Raw genomic sequence first — 17631 nt, 5'->3', positions numbered from 1 at the left:
GGCAGCGGATCACCGGCGCCGACCAGGTCGAGCGGATCCGTCGGCGGCTCGACAAGGCGGGCAACCCCGCCGGCTGGTCGGTGGAGCGGGTCGCGACCGGCAAGGTGATCGGCGTGATCGCTGGTGTCGTCTTCGGCTTCCTGGCCACCCAGGTGCTCGGGCAGTCCTGGACCACCAACATCGTGATCGTCGCTGCCCTCGCCTTCCTCGGCTGGAACGCGCCGGTGATCTACCTCTACAACGAGGCCGCCAAGCGCGACGAGGTCATGCGCAAGGAGATCGCCGACTCGATCGACCTGCTGACCATCTCGGTCGAGGCCGGTCTCGGCTTCGACGCAGCGCTCCAGCAGGTGGCCCGCAACACCGACGGACCCCTGTCCATGGAGTTCGCCCGGATCCTGCAGGAGATGCAGATCGGCCGCGGCCGCGGCGAGGCGATGCGGGCCCTCGGTGAGCGCACCAACATCCCCGAGATCCGCTCCTTCGTCAGCGCGATGGTCCAGGCCGACTCGTTCGGCATCCCGATCGGCCAGGTGCTCCGTGTGCAGTCGCGCGAGATGCGGACCAAGCGTCGCCAGCGGGCCGAGGAGAAGGCCGCCGAGGTGCCGGTCAAGATCATGATCCCGGTCGTGCTCTTCATCCTGCCCTGCCTCTTCGTCATCGTCATGGGCCCCGCGGCGATCAGCATGATGGCGGCGTTCTGACCATGAGCACTGCCGACCGCCGGGCGCGCTACGCCACCGTCACCGCCGTGGCGCGCGCCTTCGCGCTGATCTGCCTGGCACCGCCGGTGGCGTTCGCGCAGGAGTACGGCGCGATCGTCAACGTGATCCTGCTGGCGACCGTCTGGCTCCTCTGTGTCTTCATCGACGGGCTGCCGCGAGTCCCCGCCATGCCGGCACTCACGGTCGAGGCGAGCCTGGTCGCGTTCATCGCCGTCCTCACCCTCGAGCAGTCCCCCGTCCTGCTGCCGGCACTCGTGATCCCGCCGTTCATCGGCGGCGTGGTGCGCGGCGTACGCGGCGCACTCGAGGTGATCGGCGCGGAGCTGACCATCACCGTTGCCGTGCTGGTGGCCAGTCCCGCCGTCCCGATCAACGAGACCACCGGGTCGCAGCTCTTCGCCGCACTCGCCGCAGGGGTCGGACTGGGCTCCGTCGCGGCGTTCTTCCACGAGTCGCGCGAGAGCAGATCGGACACGAGCTCGTCCTACCGCGACGCCCGCGCGCTGCTCACCCAGCTGCGCGACCTCTCCGGCAGCCTGGTCGGTGGCCTGGACCCGGTCCGGATCAGCCAGGGCATCCTCGACACCGCCCGCGAGGAGCTGCCGTTCACCGGCGCGGTGGTGTACGTCGAGACGCCGCACGGCTACACACCGCTGCTCGAGGGGGACGTCACCGACGCCGGCGCGGACAACGCCGCCGTCCTGGAGCAGGTCTTCCGCACCGGCAAGCCGGTGCTCGACGGTCCGTGGGTCGCGGTCCCCCTGCTGACCAGCGCCGGCCTGGCTGGCGCGATCACCGGCGCGCTGCTCCCCCACCGGCTCAGCGCCGCAGAGCTGCACCACACCCTTGACCACCTCGTCCGGCTGCTGCGCAGGGAGGCGCTGCAGCTCGACACCGCGCTGATCTTCGCAGCGCTGCGGGACGAGGCCACCGCCGAGGAACGCCGCCGCCTGGCGCGCGACCTCCACGACGGTGTCGCCCAGGACCTCGCGGGCCTGGGCTACCTGATCGACGAGCTCGCGGAGGTGTCGACCGAGGAGCCGGTCGTCACCCAGGCTCGCCAGCTGCGCGGCGAGCTCACGCGGGTCGTCACCGAGCTGCGACGCTCGGTCTTCCTGCTCCGCAACGAGGGCGAGGGAAAGACCCTCGGCCAGCGGCTCGAGGCGCTGGCAGCCCACATCGGCAGCCGCTCGGGGATCTCGGTGGAGGTCGAGGTCACCGAAGGATCGAAGCGGCTCCGGCCCGAGGTCGAGGCGGAGCTGCTCCGTATCGCCCAGGAAGGGATGAACAACGCCGCACGCCATGCGGAAGCCCGGCAGATCACGGTCGAGGTCGTCGTCGGGGCCCCGGACGCATGCGTCCGGGTCGCCGACGACGGACGCGGTCTCCAGATCGGTCGCGACGACTCGCACGGCGTACGGATCATGAAGGAACGGGCACGGCGCATCGGCGCCCGCCTGGAGCTGCACAACCGCGAGGACGGACCCGGAGCCGAGCTCCTGGTCCGCCTCGGGGAACAGTCCCGACTGGAGGGGTCGGGCGAGAGGGAGGAAATCGCATCATGAACACCATCAACCCCAGCACCATCGATCCCAGCGTCACCCGGGTCCTGCTCGTGGACGACCACGAGCTGATCCGCCAGGGCCTGGCCCGTGCCTTCGAGCGCGATCCCAACATGCAGATCGTCGGCCAGGCCGGCACGGTCAGCCAGGGCCTCGCGGCGTACGACGAGCTGCGGCCCGACGTCGTCGTCACCGACCTGCAGCTGCCGGACGGGACCGGCCTCGATCTCGTGCGCTCGATCCGCCAGCACGACGAGAAGGTGGGCCTCGTGGTGCTCACGATGCACTCCGGGGACGAGCACGTCTTCCAGGCCATGGAGGCGGGTGCCTCCGGCTTCGTGGGCAAGGACTCCCCCTCGTCGGAGGTGGTCGGGGCAGCCCGCCACTCGGTCGTGGCCCCGCGCACGTTCCTGTGCTCCTCGCTGGCGGGCGCGATGATGCGCCGGGCCAGCACGGCTGCGTCGCGCCCGCGCCTCTCCGCCCGTGAGCAGCAGGTCCTCGACCTGCTCGCCGACGGCCTGGGCACCGCCCAGATCGCCGGGAAGCTCTACGTGTCGGAGTCGACGGCGAAGACGCACATCGCCCGGATCTACCAGAAGCTGGGGGCGACCAACCGCGCCCAGGCGCTGGTCACCGCGATGCGGCTGGAGCTGCTCTCCGCCTGATCTGGTCGTTGTCTCCCGAAGGGGTCGTGGCTCTGCCACGACCCCTTCGTCATGCCCGGCCGGCTCTCCTTGGTCGTGCCCGGCCGGTCGGCGCCTGCGGTGCCCCGGGCGCCATTCCGGAGATAGTCCGAACGGACTACGACGGACCGACGGGTTGCCCGATAGTGACGCTCGCCACGTGGTGACAGAGTTCTTCTTGTCAGGCCAGCCAGGGAGGGCAGGCCGGCACGAACAGCAGCTGGGCCGCCCGGTCCCGCTCTACTTCCTGGGAGGGAAAACCATGACTGAGTACTTCGTTCGCCTCGTGAACTTCATGACCATGCCGCGCGAGGAGGAGAAGGGCGCCACCGCCGTCGAGTACGGCCTGCTCGTCGCCCTGATCGCCGCGATCATCATCGGTGTCGTCACCCTTCTCGGCCAGAACATCATGGGCGCCTTCACCGACGTCAACACCCAGATGTGACCTGACGCAACGTCACCTGACAACGGCCGCGGGGCGTCTGCCCCGCGGCCGTTGCCATTTCTCGGAGGGAGAGCTCATGCAGACCAAGGACCGCGCAGACGAGTCCGGCGCCACCGCCGTCGAGTACGCGCTCCTCGTTGCTGGCATCGCGGCGATCATCATCGCCGCCGTCGCGCTCCTCGGCACTGGACTCCTCGGATGGTTCCAGGACGTCTGTGGTGGCAACAGCCCGTTCAGCTGCTGATCAGCCCCGCCAGCCGGCCTGCCGGCCGAGGGCGATCCGCTCCAGCACCGTCGGGTGCGAGCCGAACCACCACTGCGACAGCGACGGCGGCGTCGGGTCTGCCAGGGACGTCACCGCCAGGGCACGCTGCATGCTCACAAAGGCCACCGGGTCACCGGTGGCCTTCAGTGCGTCCACGTCCGCCCGCGTCTCCAGCTGGCGGCTCACCCCGTTCTCCAGCGGTCCGACGAGCAAGGTCGCCCACGCACCGAGCGCGAGGAGCAGGGCCACCGCGCGCGGGTCGGCGATGCCCGCGACCCCGGCCCGTCGGCGTACGGCGGGAGTGCCGAGGAGGAGCGCCAGCAGCCCGACACCGACGACTGTGCCACCGACGCCGAGGACGGTGCCGGTCTCGACGTCGCCGTGGCGGGCGTGCGCGAGCTCGTGGCCCACGACAGCGAGCACCTCGCGGCGGTCCAGCTCCGTCAGGAGCGTGTCGTAGAGGACCACCCGGCGGCTGTCGCCGAAGCCGGAGACGTAGGCGTTGAGCGTCGTCGTGCGCCGCGAGGCGTCGGCGACGAGCACTCCGTCGATCTCGACGCCCTCGCGGGCAGCGAGCTGCTGGATGCCCTGCTCGAGCGCAGGATCGCGCAGCGGCTCGAAGGAGTTGTACGCCGGCTCAACCAGCACCGGCCAGAGGTACGACGCCCCGACGACGAGCACGCTGCCGACGAGCGCGACCACCGCGGGCCAGGCACGCGGGAGCACGCGCGCGACCCCGATGACGGCGAGCAGCGCCACCGCGGAGACAGCGACCTCGTAGGCGAATCCGACCGCCACATCACGCAACAGGCCGGCCAGCGGCTGGTCGGTGAGGCCCACGCGCGTGCGCTGCTGCCACGCCATCAGAGAGACCGGCAGCGTCGCGAGCCGGCCGATGCCGATCACGACGACGACCAGCACCACCACCGCGGACCACCACGGCAGCGCGAGCCGGCCGAGCAGGCGCGCGCCACGGCTGGTGAAGCCGAGCCAGCTGGCGACCGCCAGCGAGATCGCCAGCGAGCTCCAGGAGAGCAGCCGGCCCAGCCGGGCCCAGGCCTCCGCACGGTCGATCTCGGCTGCGGTGAAGGCGTCGGAGGCTGGCACCGGCCGCGGCTCACCGCCCGGCACCGGGTGCCAGGGCACCAGCACCACCGCGAGCCAGCCGAGCAGCAGCAAGCCCGCGACCACGAGGGCGAAGCCGACGGTGCGGTCGGTCAGCGCGCGCCGGGACGCAGGGCCGCGATCCTGCGGAGGTCGTCCTGCCATCTGCGGGTCAACTCCTCCTCGCCGAAGCCGTAGAGCGCGCGCAGCGCGGTGTCGACGGGCTCCCCCGCCGCGGTCCGACGGTACAGCGCGTGCATCGTCGCCTCGCCCCGCGCCGCGACGAGCACCTCGACGACCCGCCACGCCCCCTCGTAGACCGCACCGAGGTGGGCCGCGTGGGCACCGAACTCCGTGGCCGCAGGAAGTGCCTCCGGCACCCCGTCCTTCCGGACGCGAGCGCCGATCTGGCCAGCCGTGCGTGTCAGCGGCAGCGGGGTGCCGCGCAGGGCGACGTGGTCGGCGTACCCCTCGAGGAGCCAGAGCGGCGACTGCGCATGCACCGCGTCGGTCGCGAGGTGCGCGACCTCGTGCGTCATCACCAGCTGGGCGCCGTGCTGCGAGAGGCCACCGAGCACCTCGGGGTTGACGAAGACGTGGACCGGCGTGCGCGGTCCGCGGTCCTTGCCGACGGGTGCGGTCACCGCGGCGATCGCGGCGTACTGGCCCTCGTCGGCGCCGAGGGTGCGGTCCAGATCGGCGGCGCTCGCGGGGACCTCGACGACCACGCGCACGGGCTGGCCGAGCGTGGCGGCGACGCTCGTGCTGGCGCGCTGCGTCAGGCCGAAGACCCGCTCCACCACCTGCGCATCCTCGCCGGCCACCACCACTCCCGCCGTACGCCGGACGGTCAGCGGCCCCGTGAGCCACAAGGGATCCGGGCGGTCACCGCCGCCGAAGCCGACGATCCGCGTGTCCCCGTCGCGCTGCTCGAGGAGGACGGTGACCTCGGCGCGGGCGGGCTTGCGGTCGAAGCCGTCGACGCGCCAGGCGAGGTCGGCGACCGCCGCGAAGCGTCCGCGCGGCAGCGTCGCGGTGAGGGTGGGGTCCTCGTCGAGGAAGCGGAGCCTCTCGACGGTCACCCCGAGCGAGCGTGCTCCGGCGACGGCGTCGTCGACGGCCTGCTCGCCGGTCGTGTCGCCGGTCGTGTCTCCCGGGGACGACTGCGCCGTCAGCGCAGCGCCGAGCTCGCCGATCGCGAGCACGGCCGCGCCCTCGTCGAGCGTCGGTGCCGCTGGAGGGGCGACGGGGGCCGGTGAACTGCAACCGGCCATCACCGCCGCAGCTGCGACGAGGATGGCCGGTCGGCGGAGCAAGGAGGTCAGCCCATGCGGCGGGCGCCGGTGATCGGCATCCGGTGGAGGTCGGCGACCTCGACGTTGGCGCCCGAGTGCGGGGCGTGCACGATCTTGCCGCCGCCGATGTACATCGCGACGTGGCTCACGGGGCTGTAGTAGAAGACCAGGTCGCCCGGCTGGAGGGCGCCGATGCTCACCGGCGAGCCCATGCCGGACTGCATGCGCGAGGAGTGCGGCAGGGAGACACCCGCGGCGGCCCACGCCATCATCGTGAGGCCGGAGCAGTCCCACGAGTTGGGGCCGGCGGCGGCCCAGACGTAGGGGTCGCCGAGCTGGGACATGGCGAACTTGACCGCGAGGCCGGCGCGACCGGAGGCCGACACCTTGGGGATCGCGACGTTCTCGCCGGCGCTCACGGCGGCGAGGTACTTGCGCATCTCCTCGTCCTCGAGCTTCGCGAGGGTGGCCTTGGCCTCGGCGAGCTTGGACTCGACCTCGGCCTTCTCCTTCTCCAGGCGCCGGGTGACGCCCGCCAGCTCGGAGGTGCGGTCGGCCACCGCGTCGCGGCGGATGTCGAGGGCCTCCTGCGCGCGGTCGTAGGAGGCGAGGGTGTCCGACTGGACGTCGTTGTAGGCGCTCAGCGTGGTGAGCTGGTTGAGGAAGCTGGCCGGGTCCTCGGTGATCGCCATCTGACCGGTCGCGGAGAGCGCCTGGCCTTCGTACTGCGCGGCGATCGCACCGTCGACGGCCGACTCGATGCGGTCCACGACCGCCTTCTGCGCGACCTCGTCCGCCTTCACCGACGCGAGGTCCTGCTGCAGCCTGTCACGCAGGATGCGGGCGTCGTTGAACCGCTCCGAGGCGACCTCCGCCTGCTGGTAAAGGCGGTCGACCTTCTCCCGCACGTCCTCGATGGACGGCTTCGCGAAAGCGTTGTTCAGCGGGACAACCGTGAGGGTCAGGGCGGCACAGGTGCCGGTCAGGGCAGTGACGAATCGCTTCTGGCCGAGGCGCACGACGGTTGGGACTTCCTTTGCATGGACGAAGTCCGGCCGTGACTTCCCCATCCCGAGCCGGACTCTGAGCGCCTCAGGCTACGGGGCGCCCCACAGGACCGGCAAACCCGACACCCGCGGTCAGGCGGATTCGACGGTGGCCTGCGTCACGGGAGTCACCAGGCGCAACGGTGGCACCAGGCCGGACCCGGCCAGGACGTCGAGCGCACGGCGCTCGTCGTCGTCGAACGAGAGCTCGGGAGGTGGTCCGAGCAGCACGGTCACCACGCAGTCGTGGCACGCGAGCCCGCGCACCACGCAGGTGTCACAGTCGATGCGAGTGGTCATGCCTGCATCAGAGCAGGCACCACCGACACATCACGTCGTACGACGTGGGTCAGGCCTGCTCGACGGCGTTGCGGTCGACGAGCTCGATGGCGTCGTCGCGCCCGCACCAGCGGCAGCTGACCGACTCCACGACCTCGGACTTGAGCTCGGTGTTCTCCACCAGCGCCTCGCCCTGGAGGTCGAAGTGCCAGAACTCCGTGGTCCGCCGCGTGCGCGTCACGTCGAAGCGCGTGAGGTTGCCACAGCCGCCGCAGCGCCAGCGGTTGGTCGCGTCGGGGAGGGGTGCGGTCACGGCGTGCTCCAGGTGTCGGTGTGGCGGGTGCGGGGACAACCTTAGTGCGCGCCGCTCCCGGGTCCTGTCGGTGGTCCGCCCTAGCGTCAGCACCATGAGCAGCACCGCCCTCCGTTCCCGCTGGGAGTCCCAGCGGAGCTTCGACGAGCTCGGGCGCCCGCTGCGTGACATCACCTTCTGCGTCGTCGACCTCGAGACCACGGGCGGCTCCGCGGCGGGTGGCTCGATGATCACCGAGATCGGGGCGGTCAAGGTCCGGGGCGGCGAGGTCCTCGGCGAGTTCCAGACCCTGGTCAACCCGCAGGCCCACATCCCGGCGTTCATCGCCGTGCTGACCGGCATCACCGACTCGATGGTCGCCACCGCCCCGCCGATCGAGTCGGCGCTGCCGGCGTTCCTCGAGTTCGCCGCGGGCTGCGTGCTCGTCGCCCACAACGCGCCGTTCGACGTCGGCTTCCTCCAGCACTTCAACGCGCAGTCCGGCCGGGCGTGGCCGGCGTTCGAGGTCCTCGACACGGCGAAGCTCGCCCGTAGGGTGATCACCCGCGACGACGCCCCCAACTGCAAGCTCTCCTCCCTCGCCCAGCTCTTCGGGTCGACCACCACGCCCAACCACCGGGCCCTGGCCGACGCGCGCGCCACCGTCGACGTGCTCCACGGTCTGATGGAGCGGCTCGGCGGCCTCGGGGTCCACACACTCGAGGAGCTGCAGACCTTCTCCGCGCGGGTCACGACCGCCCAGCGCAAGAAGCGCCACCTCGCCGAGGCGCTCCCCCACGCGCCGGGGGTCTACCTCTTCCGTGACGACCGGGCCCGGGTGCTCTACGTCGGCACCTCCAAGGACCTCCGCACGCGAGTGCGCTCCTACTTCACCGCCTCCGAGACCCGCACCCGCATGGGCGAGATGGTCGGCATCGCCAGCGAGGTGCAGGGCATCGAGTGCGCGACCCCTCTCGAGGCCTCGGTCCGCGAGCTGCGCCTGATCGCCGAGCACAAGCCGCGCTACAACCGGCGCTCCCGGTTCCCCGAGAAGGCCCACTTCCTCAAGCTGACCCGGGAGCCGTGGCCCCGGCTCTCGCTCGTCAAGAAGGTGCTCGACGACGACGCCGACTACCTCGGGCCGTTCTCGTCGAAGAAGGTGGCCGAGCGCTCGCTCGCTGCGCTCCACGAGACCTTCCCGATCCGCCAGTGCAACGACCGCCTTCCCCGGATCCCGTCGAAGAGCGCCTGCGTGCTCGCCGAGATGGATCGCTGCGTCGCCCCGTGCGACGGCACCACGGGCCCCGACGCCTACGCCGCACTCGTCGCCGAGCTGCGCGAGTCGCTGCTCCGCAACCCCGACGAGGTCGTCGAGTCGATCAACCAGCGCATGGAGCGGCTCGTCGAGGACGAGCGGTTCGAGGAGGCGGCCGTCCACCGCGACCGCCTCGCGGGCTTCCTCCGCGCGGCGGCGCGCACCCAGCGGCTGTCGGCGCTGACCCGTTGCCCCGAGGTCGTCGCCGCCCGCCGCAACGACGCCGGCCTGTGGGAGGTTCACGTGGTGCGCCACGGTCGCCTCGCCGCCGCCGGCCTGATCCCGCCTGGCGCCGACGCGCAGGCGTATGTCGAGAGCCTCCGGTCGATGGCCGAGACCGTCTTTCCCGGTCACGGCCCGACGCCGGCTGCGACCGCCGAGGAGTCGGAGCAGGTGCTGCGGTGGCTGGAGTCCGACGGCATCCGGTTGATCGAGGTGCAGGGCGAGTGGACCTGCCCGCTCGCGGGCGCCGGCCGCCACCTCGCCCTCCACGACGCGGTCCAGCGCTCGCGCGAGACCCTCGTGCCGTTCGACGAGCGACGCGCGCTGACCGTGGTGCACCAGCCGGTGCGCTGACCCGCCCGCCTGTCCCCCGTTCGGTCAGAGTTGCGCCACCAGACGGGTGGTCTCTGCACCTTTCCCTCCCCCGTCCGCGCTCCGCGACCTAGCGTCAGCCGCACTGAGTTCTTGGGAGGGGACCCACATGCGTGAGGGATCGCGCGCGCCCTGGCGGCGCGCCGGAAGGGCAGCGCTGGTCGCACTGCTGCCGACTGCGGCATTGGCGGTGGCGTCACCCGCCTCTGCCCTGGCGGCACCCGGCTCGCTGACGCCGACCGCCACGAGCACGCTCGACAACACCCCGACCTTCGCGTGGTCCCGGGTCGCGGGCGCGGCGCGCTACGACGTCCAGGTCGACGACGACCCGGGGTTCGGTTCACCGGCGCTCGCGGTGAGCACCACCAACAGCCGGCTGGTCAGCACCCAGGTCCTGCCCGCCGGCAACCTCGTGTGGCGAGTCCGCGCCGTCACCTCCACCGGCACCACCTCCGCCTGGGCGTCGAGAGCGATCCAGGTGGGGGCAGTGCACGTGCCCGTCCCCCAGTCGCCCATCGGGGCGGTCCTCCAGCCACCGCAGCAGGTGCCGCTGCTGAGCTGGTCCGCCGTCGCCGGCGCCGCGTCGTACACCGTGCAGGTCGACGAGACCGACGACTTCATCAGCCCCCTCACGACGGCGACCACCCGCACCACGTCGTACGTCGCAGGGCCGCTGCCGAAGGGCAGCTACTACTGGCGGGTCCGGGCCACGCGCGGCAACGGCGTCGAGTCGGCCTTCTCCGGACCGGTCTCCTTCGGCGTCGACGAGCTGCCGCCGGTCACCGTCACCTCGCCCGCGGACGACCCCGACCTCGAGATCGAGCACGTCGTCCTCGACTGGGAGCCTGTGGAGGGCGCCTCCTACTACGAGCTCCAGGTCTCCACGGACCAGGACTTCAACACCCTGGTCGACCCCCGCACGACCAACGTCGACGCGACGACCCGGGTCTACGGCACCCGCTACTCACCGCCGGTCACCTACGACAACAACCAGTACTACTGGCGCGTGCGCGCGGTTGACACCAACGGCCAGCAGGCCCCCTGGTCGCAGGTCCGGGCCCAGTTCAAACGGGTCTGGAAGGACCGTCCGGAGGCCGTGCACCCGCTCACCTCCGGGTCTGGCGGGCCCTCCCACCTCGACGGCGACCCGTGGTTGCAGTGGACGCCGGTCCAGCACGCCACCGAGTACGAGCTCCAGCTGGGCACCGACCCCGAGTTCTCGCCGAACACCTACAGCGCGTGCCGGGTCGCGGGCACGACCTACGCGCCCAACCAGTTCCAGATCAACCACGACACCGCCTCCACCAGCGTGCTGGACGGCGACGACTGCCACGTGGGACCGGGCACGGTCTATCACTGGCGGGTCCGCGCGCTCGACCGGCCGTCCGCGGCACCCGGGATCGAGGGGGTCTACAGCGAGACGCAGACCTTCATCTGGGACGACCAGGTGATCCCGGGCAACGACCGCCTCTCCCCCACCGGTGGCGCGTCCGTCGCGGTGCCGACGCTGACCTGGTCCCCCGAGCGGGACGCGGTGAGCTACAAGGTGGTCGTCCGCAACCGCGTGGGCAGCACCGTCGCCTCCGCGACGACGTACGCCACGTCGTACACGCCCCCGCTGCAGACCGCCCTCAAGCCGGCCGACGGACCGTTCACGTGGTCGGTGCAGGCAGTGCCCGCGGGCGGCTCCCCGAGCGTGCTCACCCACAACGGCAGCTTCTCCCTGACAGGCACGCTCCCGGACACCGACGCCGCCCCACTCGAGGCCCTGGCGGGCAACGACCCGACGCAACCGACCACCCGCGTTCCTGCGTTCCGCTGGGAGCCGCACCCCGACGCCGCCTACTACCAGGTGTACGTCGGAGCGCACGACCCCGGCGCAGGTCCCGGCGAGCACATCTGGTTCGGGCACACCTCGAGCGACGTCTTCGGGGTGAAGACCGCCTACCCGGCGATCACCGACACCAGCACCCGACTGCTCAGCACCGGCACCTACGACTGGATGGTCCGCGCGTACGACGCGACCGGCCTCCCCGTCGACACCAGCGCGGTCCACACCTTCCGGATCGCCCAGCTCGCCGCGGCCACGGGTCAGCAGATCGCCCTCGACGGCGCGACGCTGGACGCCGGCCGGGGCTGTGCCGACCGCATCGGCCAGGTCGCCGTGCCGTGTCCCGACGTCCCCGCCACCCCGGTCTTCGACTGGGACCCCGTGGAGGGTGCCGGCCTCTACGTCGTCTACGTCTCCGAGGACGAGGACTTCACCAACCTCACCGAGAGCCTTTCCCGCCTCGGCGCGACCTCCAACACGCGCTACACCCCGACGTACGCCGCCCTCCGCGAGGCGCTGCCCGACAGCCAGGCCGGTGCGTCGTACTTCTGGTACGTCCGGCCGTGCAAGACCCCGACGATCTGCGCGGCGTCGCCGGTCTCGACGGGCCTCGGCGTGACGAACAGCTTCCGCAAGCGCTCCCCCGCCGTCGCCCTTCAGGAGCCGGCGCACAACACCGACCCGGCGACGACCGATGTCTCCTCGCCCGAGGTCACCTTCACCTGGCAGGACTACCGCGCCACCAACGCCGCCACGACCTGGGCCGCGACCGGCGAGCAGGCCAACCAGTCCGCGATGCAGTACCGGATCCAGGTCGACGACGACCCCGGCTTCGCCCAGCCGCTCGACACGGTGGTGGTCGACCAGCCGACGTACACCGCGTTCACGAAGGCCTACCCGGACGGCGAGCTCTACTGGCGGGTCCAGGCCGAGGACGCCGAGGGCAACGACCTCACCTGGTCGCCCACACGTGAGTTCACGAAGAAGAGCCCGCCGCCGGCCCTGCTGACGCCGGTCAACGGAGCAGCGGTCGCCGGTACCCCGGTGCTGACGTGGAAGGCGCTCGCGTTCACCGGCACGTACACCCTGGAGGTCTACCGCAACGCCGACACGGCCGCGAGCTCGGTCAACCGGGTCCTCAACGTCACCACCCGCCAGCCCGCCTACGTGCCGCCGGCCCCTCTTCCCGCCTCCACCAGCGCCTACGTCTGGCGCGTACGCCGCCACGACGGCACCACGGCGAAGCACCCTGGCCCGTGGTCGGCCTGGGCCCGGTTCACCTCGTCCGGTGGCGCGCCGACGCTCGTGTCGCCGGTGAGCGGCAGCTGGGTCCGGGGCAACGCCGTGCTCCTGGACTGGAACCCCGTCGCCGGTGCCGCGACCTACCGGGTGACCGGCCACGACACCAACAACCGCACGCTGCCGGGCACGCCGACGACCACGCCGGCGACCGCGTGGACCCCGACGAGCACCGTCCCCGACGGCACGTGGACGTGGAGCGTGAGCGCGCTGGACACGGCCGGAGCGCCCTTGGGCACGTCGGCGTCTCGGACCATCCGCATCGACGGCACCCCGCCGAAGCTGGTCTCCCTGACCCCGAGCCTGCCGCGTGCCCGCTCGTCGTTCACCGCGACCTTCAGCGAGCCCGTGCGCAACGTCACCCGGGCGACCTACCGGATCCGCAGGCTGGGGACCACCACCTGGCTCCGCGCCACGGTGACGCTCTCGTCCGACCGGCGCCGGGCGGTCCTCAACCCCTCCGCCGACCTGCGGCGCGGCGCGACCTACGTCGTCGTCGTGACCTCGACGGTCACCGACGACCGGGCCAACGCGCTGGCAGCCTTCACCCGCAAGGTCCGGATCAGCTGACCCGGCGACCGGCGAGTACGACTACCCTGCGCACGTGGACATCTGGGACATCGCAGGCTGGGCCGGGGCGACGATCGTCGTCGTCTCGCTCCTGCAGCACCGCGTGCTCCGGTTCCGCGTCCTCAACCTGGTCGGCTGTGCGGTGCTGCTGGTCTTCGCCGTCGGGCTCGAGATCTGGCCGCTGGTCGGGCTCAACGCGCTCTTCGTCCTGGTCAACGCCTGGTTCGTCGTGCGCCTCGTCCAGGAGATGAACGACTCGGCGGCCTTCGAGGTCTTCCCGGTCCAGCACGACGACAGCTACCTGGCCCACGTGCTCGACGTGCACGCGGCCGACATCGCGCGCTTCCAGCCCGACTTCGACCCCTCGACGCTCGGCCAGACCTCCGGCTGCACGATCTTCCTCGTGCAGAAGGCCGACGAGACCGTCGGCGTCGTCGTCCTCGAGATCCAGGGCGACACCGCCGAGGTCCGCCTCGACTACGTCACGCCGAAGTACCGCGACTTCGCTCCCGGCGAGTTCGTCTGGCGGCGCAGCGGCATGCTCGCCACCAAGGGCGTGCGCCACGTCATCACCTCGCCGCGCATGGTCAACGCGTACTACGGCAACGTCGGCTTCCGCCGCGAGGGCGAGAGCTGGGTGCTCGACGCCTAGGGCGCGTCCGTCAGACGGCCGTGCAGGCGTCGACCCACGCCTGCAGCTTCGCGGCGGCGGCACCGGAGTCGATCGCTGCCTCGGCCCGCTCCATGCCGGCCTTGATCTTGGCGAGGATCTCGCCGCCCTCGGTGTCGTGGATCGCCAGCGCGGCACCAGCGTTGAGCACGACCGCGTCCCGCACCGGACCGCGCTCGCCCGCGAGCAGACGGCGTACGACGTCGGCGTTGTGCTCCTTGTCGCCACCCTTGAGGTCGGCCTCGGTCGCGAGCGGGACGCCGAGGGCGGTCGGGTCGAGCACCGTCGTCTGCAGGAAGCCGTCGTGGGCGCGGTAGACCGTGGTGCTGCCGGTCGTGGTGATCTCGTCGAGGCCGTCGTCGCCCCGGAAGACCCAGGCATCGACGCCACGCTCGACGAAGACGCCGGCCATCAGCGGCGCCATCCGGGCGTCGGCGCAGCCGATCGCCTGGGCGGCCGGACGCGCCGGGTTGGCGAGCGGGCCGAGGAAGTTGAAGACCGTGCCGATGCCGAGCTCGCGGCGGGCCTGGCCGGTGTGGCGCATGGCGCCGTGGAAGACGGGCGCGAACGCGAACGTGATGCCTGCCTTCTCGTAGACCGCGGCGACCTGCTCCGGCGTGAGGTCGAGTCGGACGCCGAGCACCTCGAGCACGTCGGCCGAGCCGGCCTGCGACGATGCCGAGCGGTTGCCGTGCTTGACGACCGGCGCACCGGCGCCGGCGGCCACGATCGCTGCCATGGAGGAGATGTTGACCGAGTTGGAGCGGTCACCGCCGGTGCCGACGATGTCGAGCGCCCGGCCCGGGATCTCGAGCGGGGTGGCATGGGCGTACATCGCTGTGAGCAGGCCGTCGATCTCGACGAGCGCCTCGCCCTTCGACCGCAGCCCGACGGCGAAGCCGGCGACCTGCGCGGGAGTCGCGACGCCCGAGAGGATCTGGCCCATGGCCCACTCGGCCTGCTCCGTCGTGAGGTCGGTGCGGGCGACCAGGGCGGAGAGGACGTCGGGCCAGGTGTGCGTCATGGCCCGCAGGCTATCGGGCCGCGCGGCGCCCGGCACGACGGATTTCGATCACCGGCTCCTCGCGGAGGCTCCGGCCCACCACGCAGTAACGACTGGTGAGCTCGGCCAGCTTCGCGAGCCGGGCGTCGTCGGCGTCGGTGTCGAGCACCACGGTCACCACGACCGGACCGATGCCGACGGGGACGTCACGGTCGAGGCCGAGGGTGCCCCGTGCGTCGAAGGTGCTCTCCGCGACGAGCTCCGCCCGGCGTACGTCGACACCGAGCGCGGTCGCGACGCTGCGCAGGGTGACGCCCACGCATCCGAGGAGCGCCTGCATGAGCAGGTCGCCGCTGCAGGCGTCGGAGCCGTCGCCACCCGTGGCCGTGTGGAGGCCCGCGCGGACCGGACCGGTGAAGCCGTCGATGGTGGCGGTGATGCCCGGCTCGCTCCAGTTGCCCGTCGCCGAGACCGGAATCAGCGCGGACTCGGGATCGGTGCGGAACCGCTCCTTGAGAGGTGCCTGCGCGGCCCGGAGCTGCGCGGCATCCATCAGGAGCCTGCCGGGACCCGCTCGCGGAGCAGCCCCGTGACCACCGAGGCGAGCTGGATCGGGTCGAGCGGCTGCGGCACGGCAGCGTCGGCACGTGACCAGGTCGCCAGCCAGGCGTCCTGTGGCCGTCCGGTCAGGACGACCAGCGGCGGGCAGTCGGCGATCTCGTCGGTCAGCTGGCGTGCGATGCCCATGCCTCCGGCCGGGACGGCCTCGCCGTCGAGGATCGCCAGGTCGATGTGGCCTGCGTCCATCTGCTGGATGACGACCGGCTCGGTGGCCACCTCGACGTACTCGACCTCGGGGAGGTCCGGGTGGGGCCGCGAGCCGAGGGCGAGCAGCACCTGCCGCCGCACCGTCACGTCGTCGGAGTAGACCAGCACCCGCAGTGTGTTCTCGCTCACGCCGCGCAGCCTACCCGGCCGGTCACTCCCGTTGCTGTGCCTCCGCGGCAGCGCGCCGCTCCAGCAGGTCGAGGCGACGGTCCTCGCGGTCGGCCTCCTTCATCGAGTCACGGACCCACTGGACGAAGAGGACGATGAAGAAGAGGAGCGCGACCAGGTCGCCCGCCCCCCAGAGGATCCCGCCCGCGAGCTCCTGGTCTGCGGCGGCCGTCGGCAGCCAGGCGGCCATCGGCCCCTCGCGGAGCTCCGCGTAGTGCGACGCGCCGATGATCTCGTCCTGGGCCATGATCGTGACGCCCAGGAACGCGTGGAAGGGCAACGTCAGGAAGACCATGACCAGGCGGAACGGCCAGGCCACCCGCCCCGGCACCGGGTCGACGCCCATCAGCGGCCAGAAGAACATCGCACCGACCACGACCAGGTGCACGTGCATCATCTCGTGGACGTACGCCGACTCCAGGGACGCGTCGTACCAGCCGGAGAAGTAGAGCGCCCACGGCGAGAGCACGTACAGCGCGAGCGTGAGCGGCGGGAACGACAGGACGGCCACGACCTTCGAGTGCAGCACGGCGAGGAGCCAGCTCTTCGGCCCGCGGTTGCTTGTGCCCGGCAGGGTCCGCAGCGCCAGCGTGACCGGTGCGCCGAGCGCGAGCGCCAGCGGCACGAGCATCGACAGGATCATGTGCTGGACCATGTGGACGCTCAGCAAGGTCGTGTCGTACGCCGAGATCCCCGACGAGGTCGCGAAGAAGAAGGCGCCCATGCCGACCACGACGAAGGCGAGCGTCCGCCCCAGGGGCCAGCGGTCGCCCCGGCTGCGGAGCACGAGGACCCCACAGAGGTACAGACCGGCGACCCAGACCGAGACGACGGTGAGGAATGGGTCCAGGGACCACGAGGTGAAGACCCGTCCGAGCGTGAAGCGGGGCAGGTCGGGAGCGGCGGTCAGCGCCGTGAGGCCGAGGGGGAAGAGCACGCTGTGAACTTTATGACGCCCAACATGCGGGGGTCGGGGTGCCCTCCGGCCCCCGGACCGGCATAATCCCGTCCGTGGCGACTGCAACAGCGATTCCGGCATCCCGTCTGCACGGGCATCACGACCGTCCGAGCATGGTCTCGGTGGGCACGATCATCTGGCTCTCCTCCGAGCTGATGTTCTTCGCTGCCCTCTTCGCGGCGTATTTCACGATCCGCGCTCAGGAGGTGGCTCTCTGGGACGTCAAGACGGAGATGCTCAACGTCCCGTTCTCGACGACCAACACGGTGATCCTCGTGCTGTCGTCGTTCACCTGCCAGCTCGGCGTCTTCGCCGCCGAGCGCGGTCAGGTCGGGCGCACCGGCTCCCTCTTCAACATGAAGGGCTGGGGCCTGCGTGAGTGGTTCATCCTCACGTACGCCATGGGCGCGGTCTTCGTCGGCGGCCAGGCCCTCGAGTACGCCGAGCTGATCCACGAGGGGCTGACCATCCCCTCCGACGCCTACGGCACCGTGTTCTACCTGACGACCGGTTTCCACGGACTCCACGTCACCGGCGGCCTCATCGCCTTCCTCTTCGTCCTCGGACGGACCTACCTGGCGCGCCGCTTCACCCACGAGCAGGCCGTCAGCGCGATCGTCGTGTCGTACTACTGGCACTTCGTCGACGTGGTGTGGATCGGCCTCTTCGCCACCATCTACCTCATCAAGTAGTCCTCCG

18 protein-coding genes are annotated in these 17631 nt (G+C 71.5%); 9 read left to right on the top strand and 9 right to left on the bottom strand.

All coding sequences use genetic code 11. The annotated features are described in order from the left end of the window. The 5 genes from VLF38_RS03890 to VLF38_RS03870 all read left to right on the top strand — a co-directional run. On the top strand, window positions 1-704 hold a 704-nt coding region (locus tag VLF38_RS03890), incomplete at its 5' end, for a type II secretion system F family protein (protein WP_325269968.1). 2 nt (window positions 705-706) lie between these two features. Then, window positions 707-2290 (top strand): sensor histidine kinase, encoded by a 1584-nt coding sequence (locus VLF38_RS03885; protein ID WP_325269967.1) that lies wholly within the window; start codon window positions 707-709, stop codon window positions 2288-2290. Continuing rightward, window positions 2287-2952: a response regulator transcription factor gene (locus VLF38_RS03880; protein WP_325269966.1), complete on the top strand. Its 666-nt coding sequence runs from the start codon at window positions 2287-2289 to the stop codon at window positions 2950-2952. The genes VLF38_RS03885 and VLF38_RS03880 overlap by 4 nt, the downstream gene beginning before the upstream one ends. A 280-nt stretch (window positions 2953-3232) precedes the next feature. Beyond that, window positions 3233-3415 carry a Flp family type IVb pilin gene (locus tag VLF38_RS03875; protein WP_107700074.1) on the top strand — a complete coding sequence of 61 codons (183 nt, stop codon included), beginning with the start codon at window positions 3233-3235 and terminating at the stop codon, window positions 3413-3415. 76 nt (window positions 3416-3491) lie between these two features. Next, window positions 3492-3659 (top strand): Flp family type IVb pilin, encoded by a 168-nt coding sequence (locus VLF38_RS03870; protein ID WP_325269965.1) that lies wholly within the window; start codon window positions 3492-3494, stop codon window positions 3657-3659. On the opposite strand, the gene VLF38_RS03865 is transcribed toward VLF38_RS03870, so the two are convergent. The 5 genes from VLF38_RS03865 to VLF38_RS03845 all read right to left on the bottom strand — a co-directional run bounded on the left by VLF38_RS03865 (window position 3660) and on the right by VLF38_RS03845 (window position 7717). Beyond that, on the bottom strand, window positions 3660-4949 hold the full coding sequence (locus VLF38_RS03865) for a M48 family metalloprotease (RefSeq protein WP_325269964.1): 1290 nt from the start codon (window positions 4947-4949) through the stop codon (window positions 3660-3662). Beyond that, on the bottom strand, window positions 4898-6100 hold the full coding sequence (locus VLF38_RS03860; protein WP_325269963.1) for a peptidase MA family metallohydrolase: 1203 nt from the start codon (window positions 6098-6100) through the stop codon (window positions 4898-4900). The genes VLF38_RS03865 and VLF38_RS03860 overlap by 52 nt, the downstream gene beginning before the upstream one ends. A 5-nt stretch (window positions 6101-6105) precedes the next feature. Further along, entirely contained in the window at window positions 6106-7098 is a 993-nt protein-coding gene (locus tag VLF38_RS03855) for a C40 family peptidase (RefSeq protein WP_325269962.1), read from the bottom strand. Window positions 7099-7218: 120 nt separating this feature from the next. Next, the gene (locus tag VLF38_RS03850; RefSeq protein ID WP_107700079.1) at window positions 7219-7425 is read right to left on the bottom strand and encodes a hypothetical protein; all 207 of its coding nucleotides are present in this window, start codon (window positions 7423-7425) and stop codon (window positions 7219-7221) included. 49 nt (window positions 7426-7474) lie between these two features. Further along, a complete protein-coding gene (locus tag VLF38_RS03845) occupies window positions 7475-7717 on the bottom strand; it encodes a hypothetical protein (protein WP_107700080.1) in 243 nt (80 codons plus the stop codon). Between the two features lie 94 nt (window positions 7718-7811). Between VLF38_RS03845 and VLF38_RS03840 the strand changes: the two genes are divergently transcribed. From VLF38_RS03840 to VLF38_RS03830, 3 genes are all read left to right on the top strand, one after another. Next, a complete protein-coding gene (locus VLF38_RS03840) occupies window positions 7812-9587 on the top strand; it encodes a DEDD exonuclease domain-containing protein (RefSeq protein WP_325269961.1) in 1776 nt (591 codons plus the stop codon). A gap of 127 nt (window positions 9588-9714) precedes the next feature. After that, window positions 9715-13305, top strand: a complete 3591-nt coding sequence (locus VLF38_RS03835) for an Ig-like domain-containing protein (protein WP_325269960.1) — start codon at window positions 9715-9717, stop codon at window positions 13303-13305. A gap of 34 nt (window positions 13306-13339) precedes the next feature. Then, window positions 13340-13957: a hypothetical protein gene (locus tag VLF38_RS03830; protein ID WP_325269959.1), complete on the top strand. Its 618-nt coding sequence runs from the start codon at window positions 13340-13342 to the stop codon at window positions 13955-13957. Window positions 13958-13967: 10 nt separating this feature from the next. Here the strand turns inward: VLF38_RS03830 and trpD are convergent, their stop codons facing one another. Genes trpD through VLF38_RS03810 form a run of 4 tightly spaced genes read right to left on the bottom strand, consistent with a single transcriptional unit; the run spans window position 13968 to window position 16911 of the window. Next, window positions 13968-14999 carry an anthranilate phosphoribosyltransferase gene (gene trpD / locus VLF38_RS03825; protein WP_325269958.1) on the bottom strand — a complete coding sequence of 344 codons (1032 nt, stop codon included), beginning with the start codon at window positions 14997-14999 and terminating at the stop codon, window positions 13968-13970. A gap of 10 nt (window positions 15000-15009) precedes the next feature. Beyond that, on the bottom strand, window positions 15010-15531 hold the full coding sequence (locus tag VLF38_RS03820; protein ID WP_325269957.1) for an OsmC family protein: 522 nt from the start codon (window positions 15529-15531) through the stop codon (window positions 15010-15012). Beyond that, complete coding sequence (locus VLF38_RS03815) at window positions 15531-15935, bottom strand: hypothetical protein (protein ID WP_325269956.1); 405 nt, start codon at window positions 15933-15935, stop codon at window positions 15531-15533. The genes VLF38_RS03820 and VLF38_RS03815 overlap by 1 nt, the downstream gene beginning before the upstream one ends. A 22-nt stretch (window positions 15936-15957) precedes the next feature. Continuing rightward, complete coding sequence (locus VLF38_RS03810; protein ID WP_325269955.1) at window positions 15958-16911, bottom strand: cytochrome c oxidase assembly protein; 954 nt, start codon at window positions 16909-16911, stop codon at window positions 15958-15960. Between the two features lie 107 nt (window positions 16912-17018). Here VLF38_RS03810 and VLF38_RS03805 point away from each other — a divergent pair, with 107 nt between their 5' ends. Next, window positions 17019-17624 (top strand): heme-copper oxidase subunit III, encoded by a 606-nt coding sequence (locus VLF38_RS03805; RefSeq protein WP_325269971.1) that lies wholly within the window; start codon window positions 17019-17021, stop codon window positions 17622-17624. Window positions 17625-17631 lie beyond the last annotated feature (7 nt).

This window comes from Nocardioides sp., from assembly GCF_035481145.1.
Taxonomy (GTDB): Bacteria; Actinomycetota; Actinomycetes; order Propionibacteriales; family Nocardioidaceae; genus Nocardioides.
This window is presented reverse-complemented; position numbering and strand designations above follow the sequence as displayed.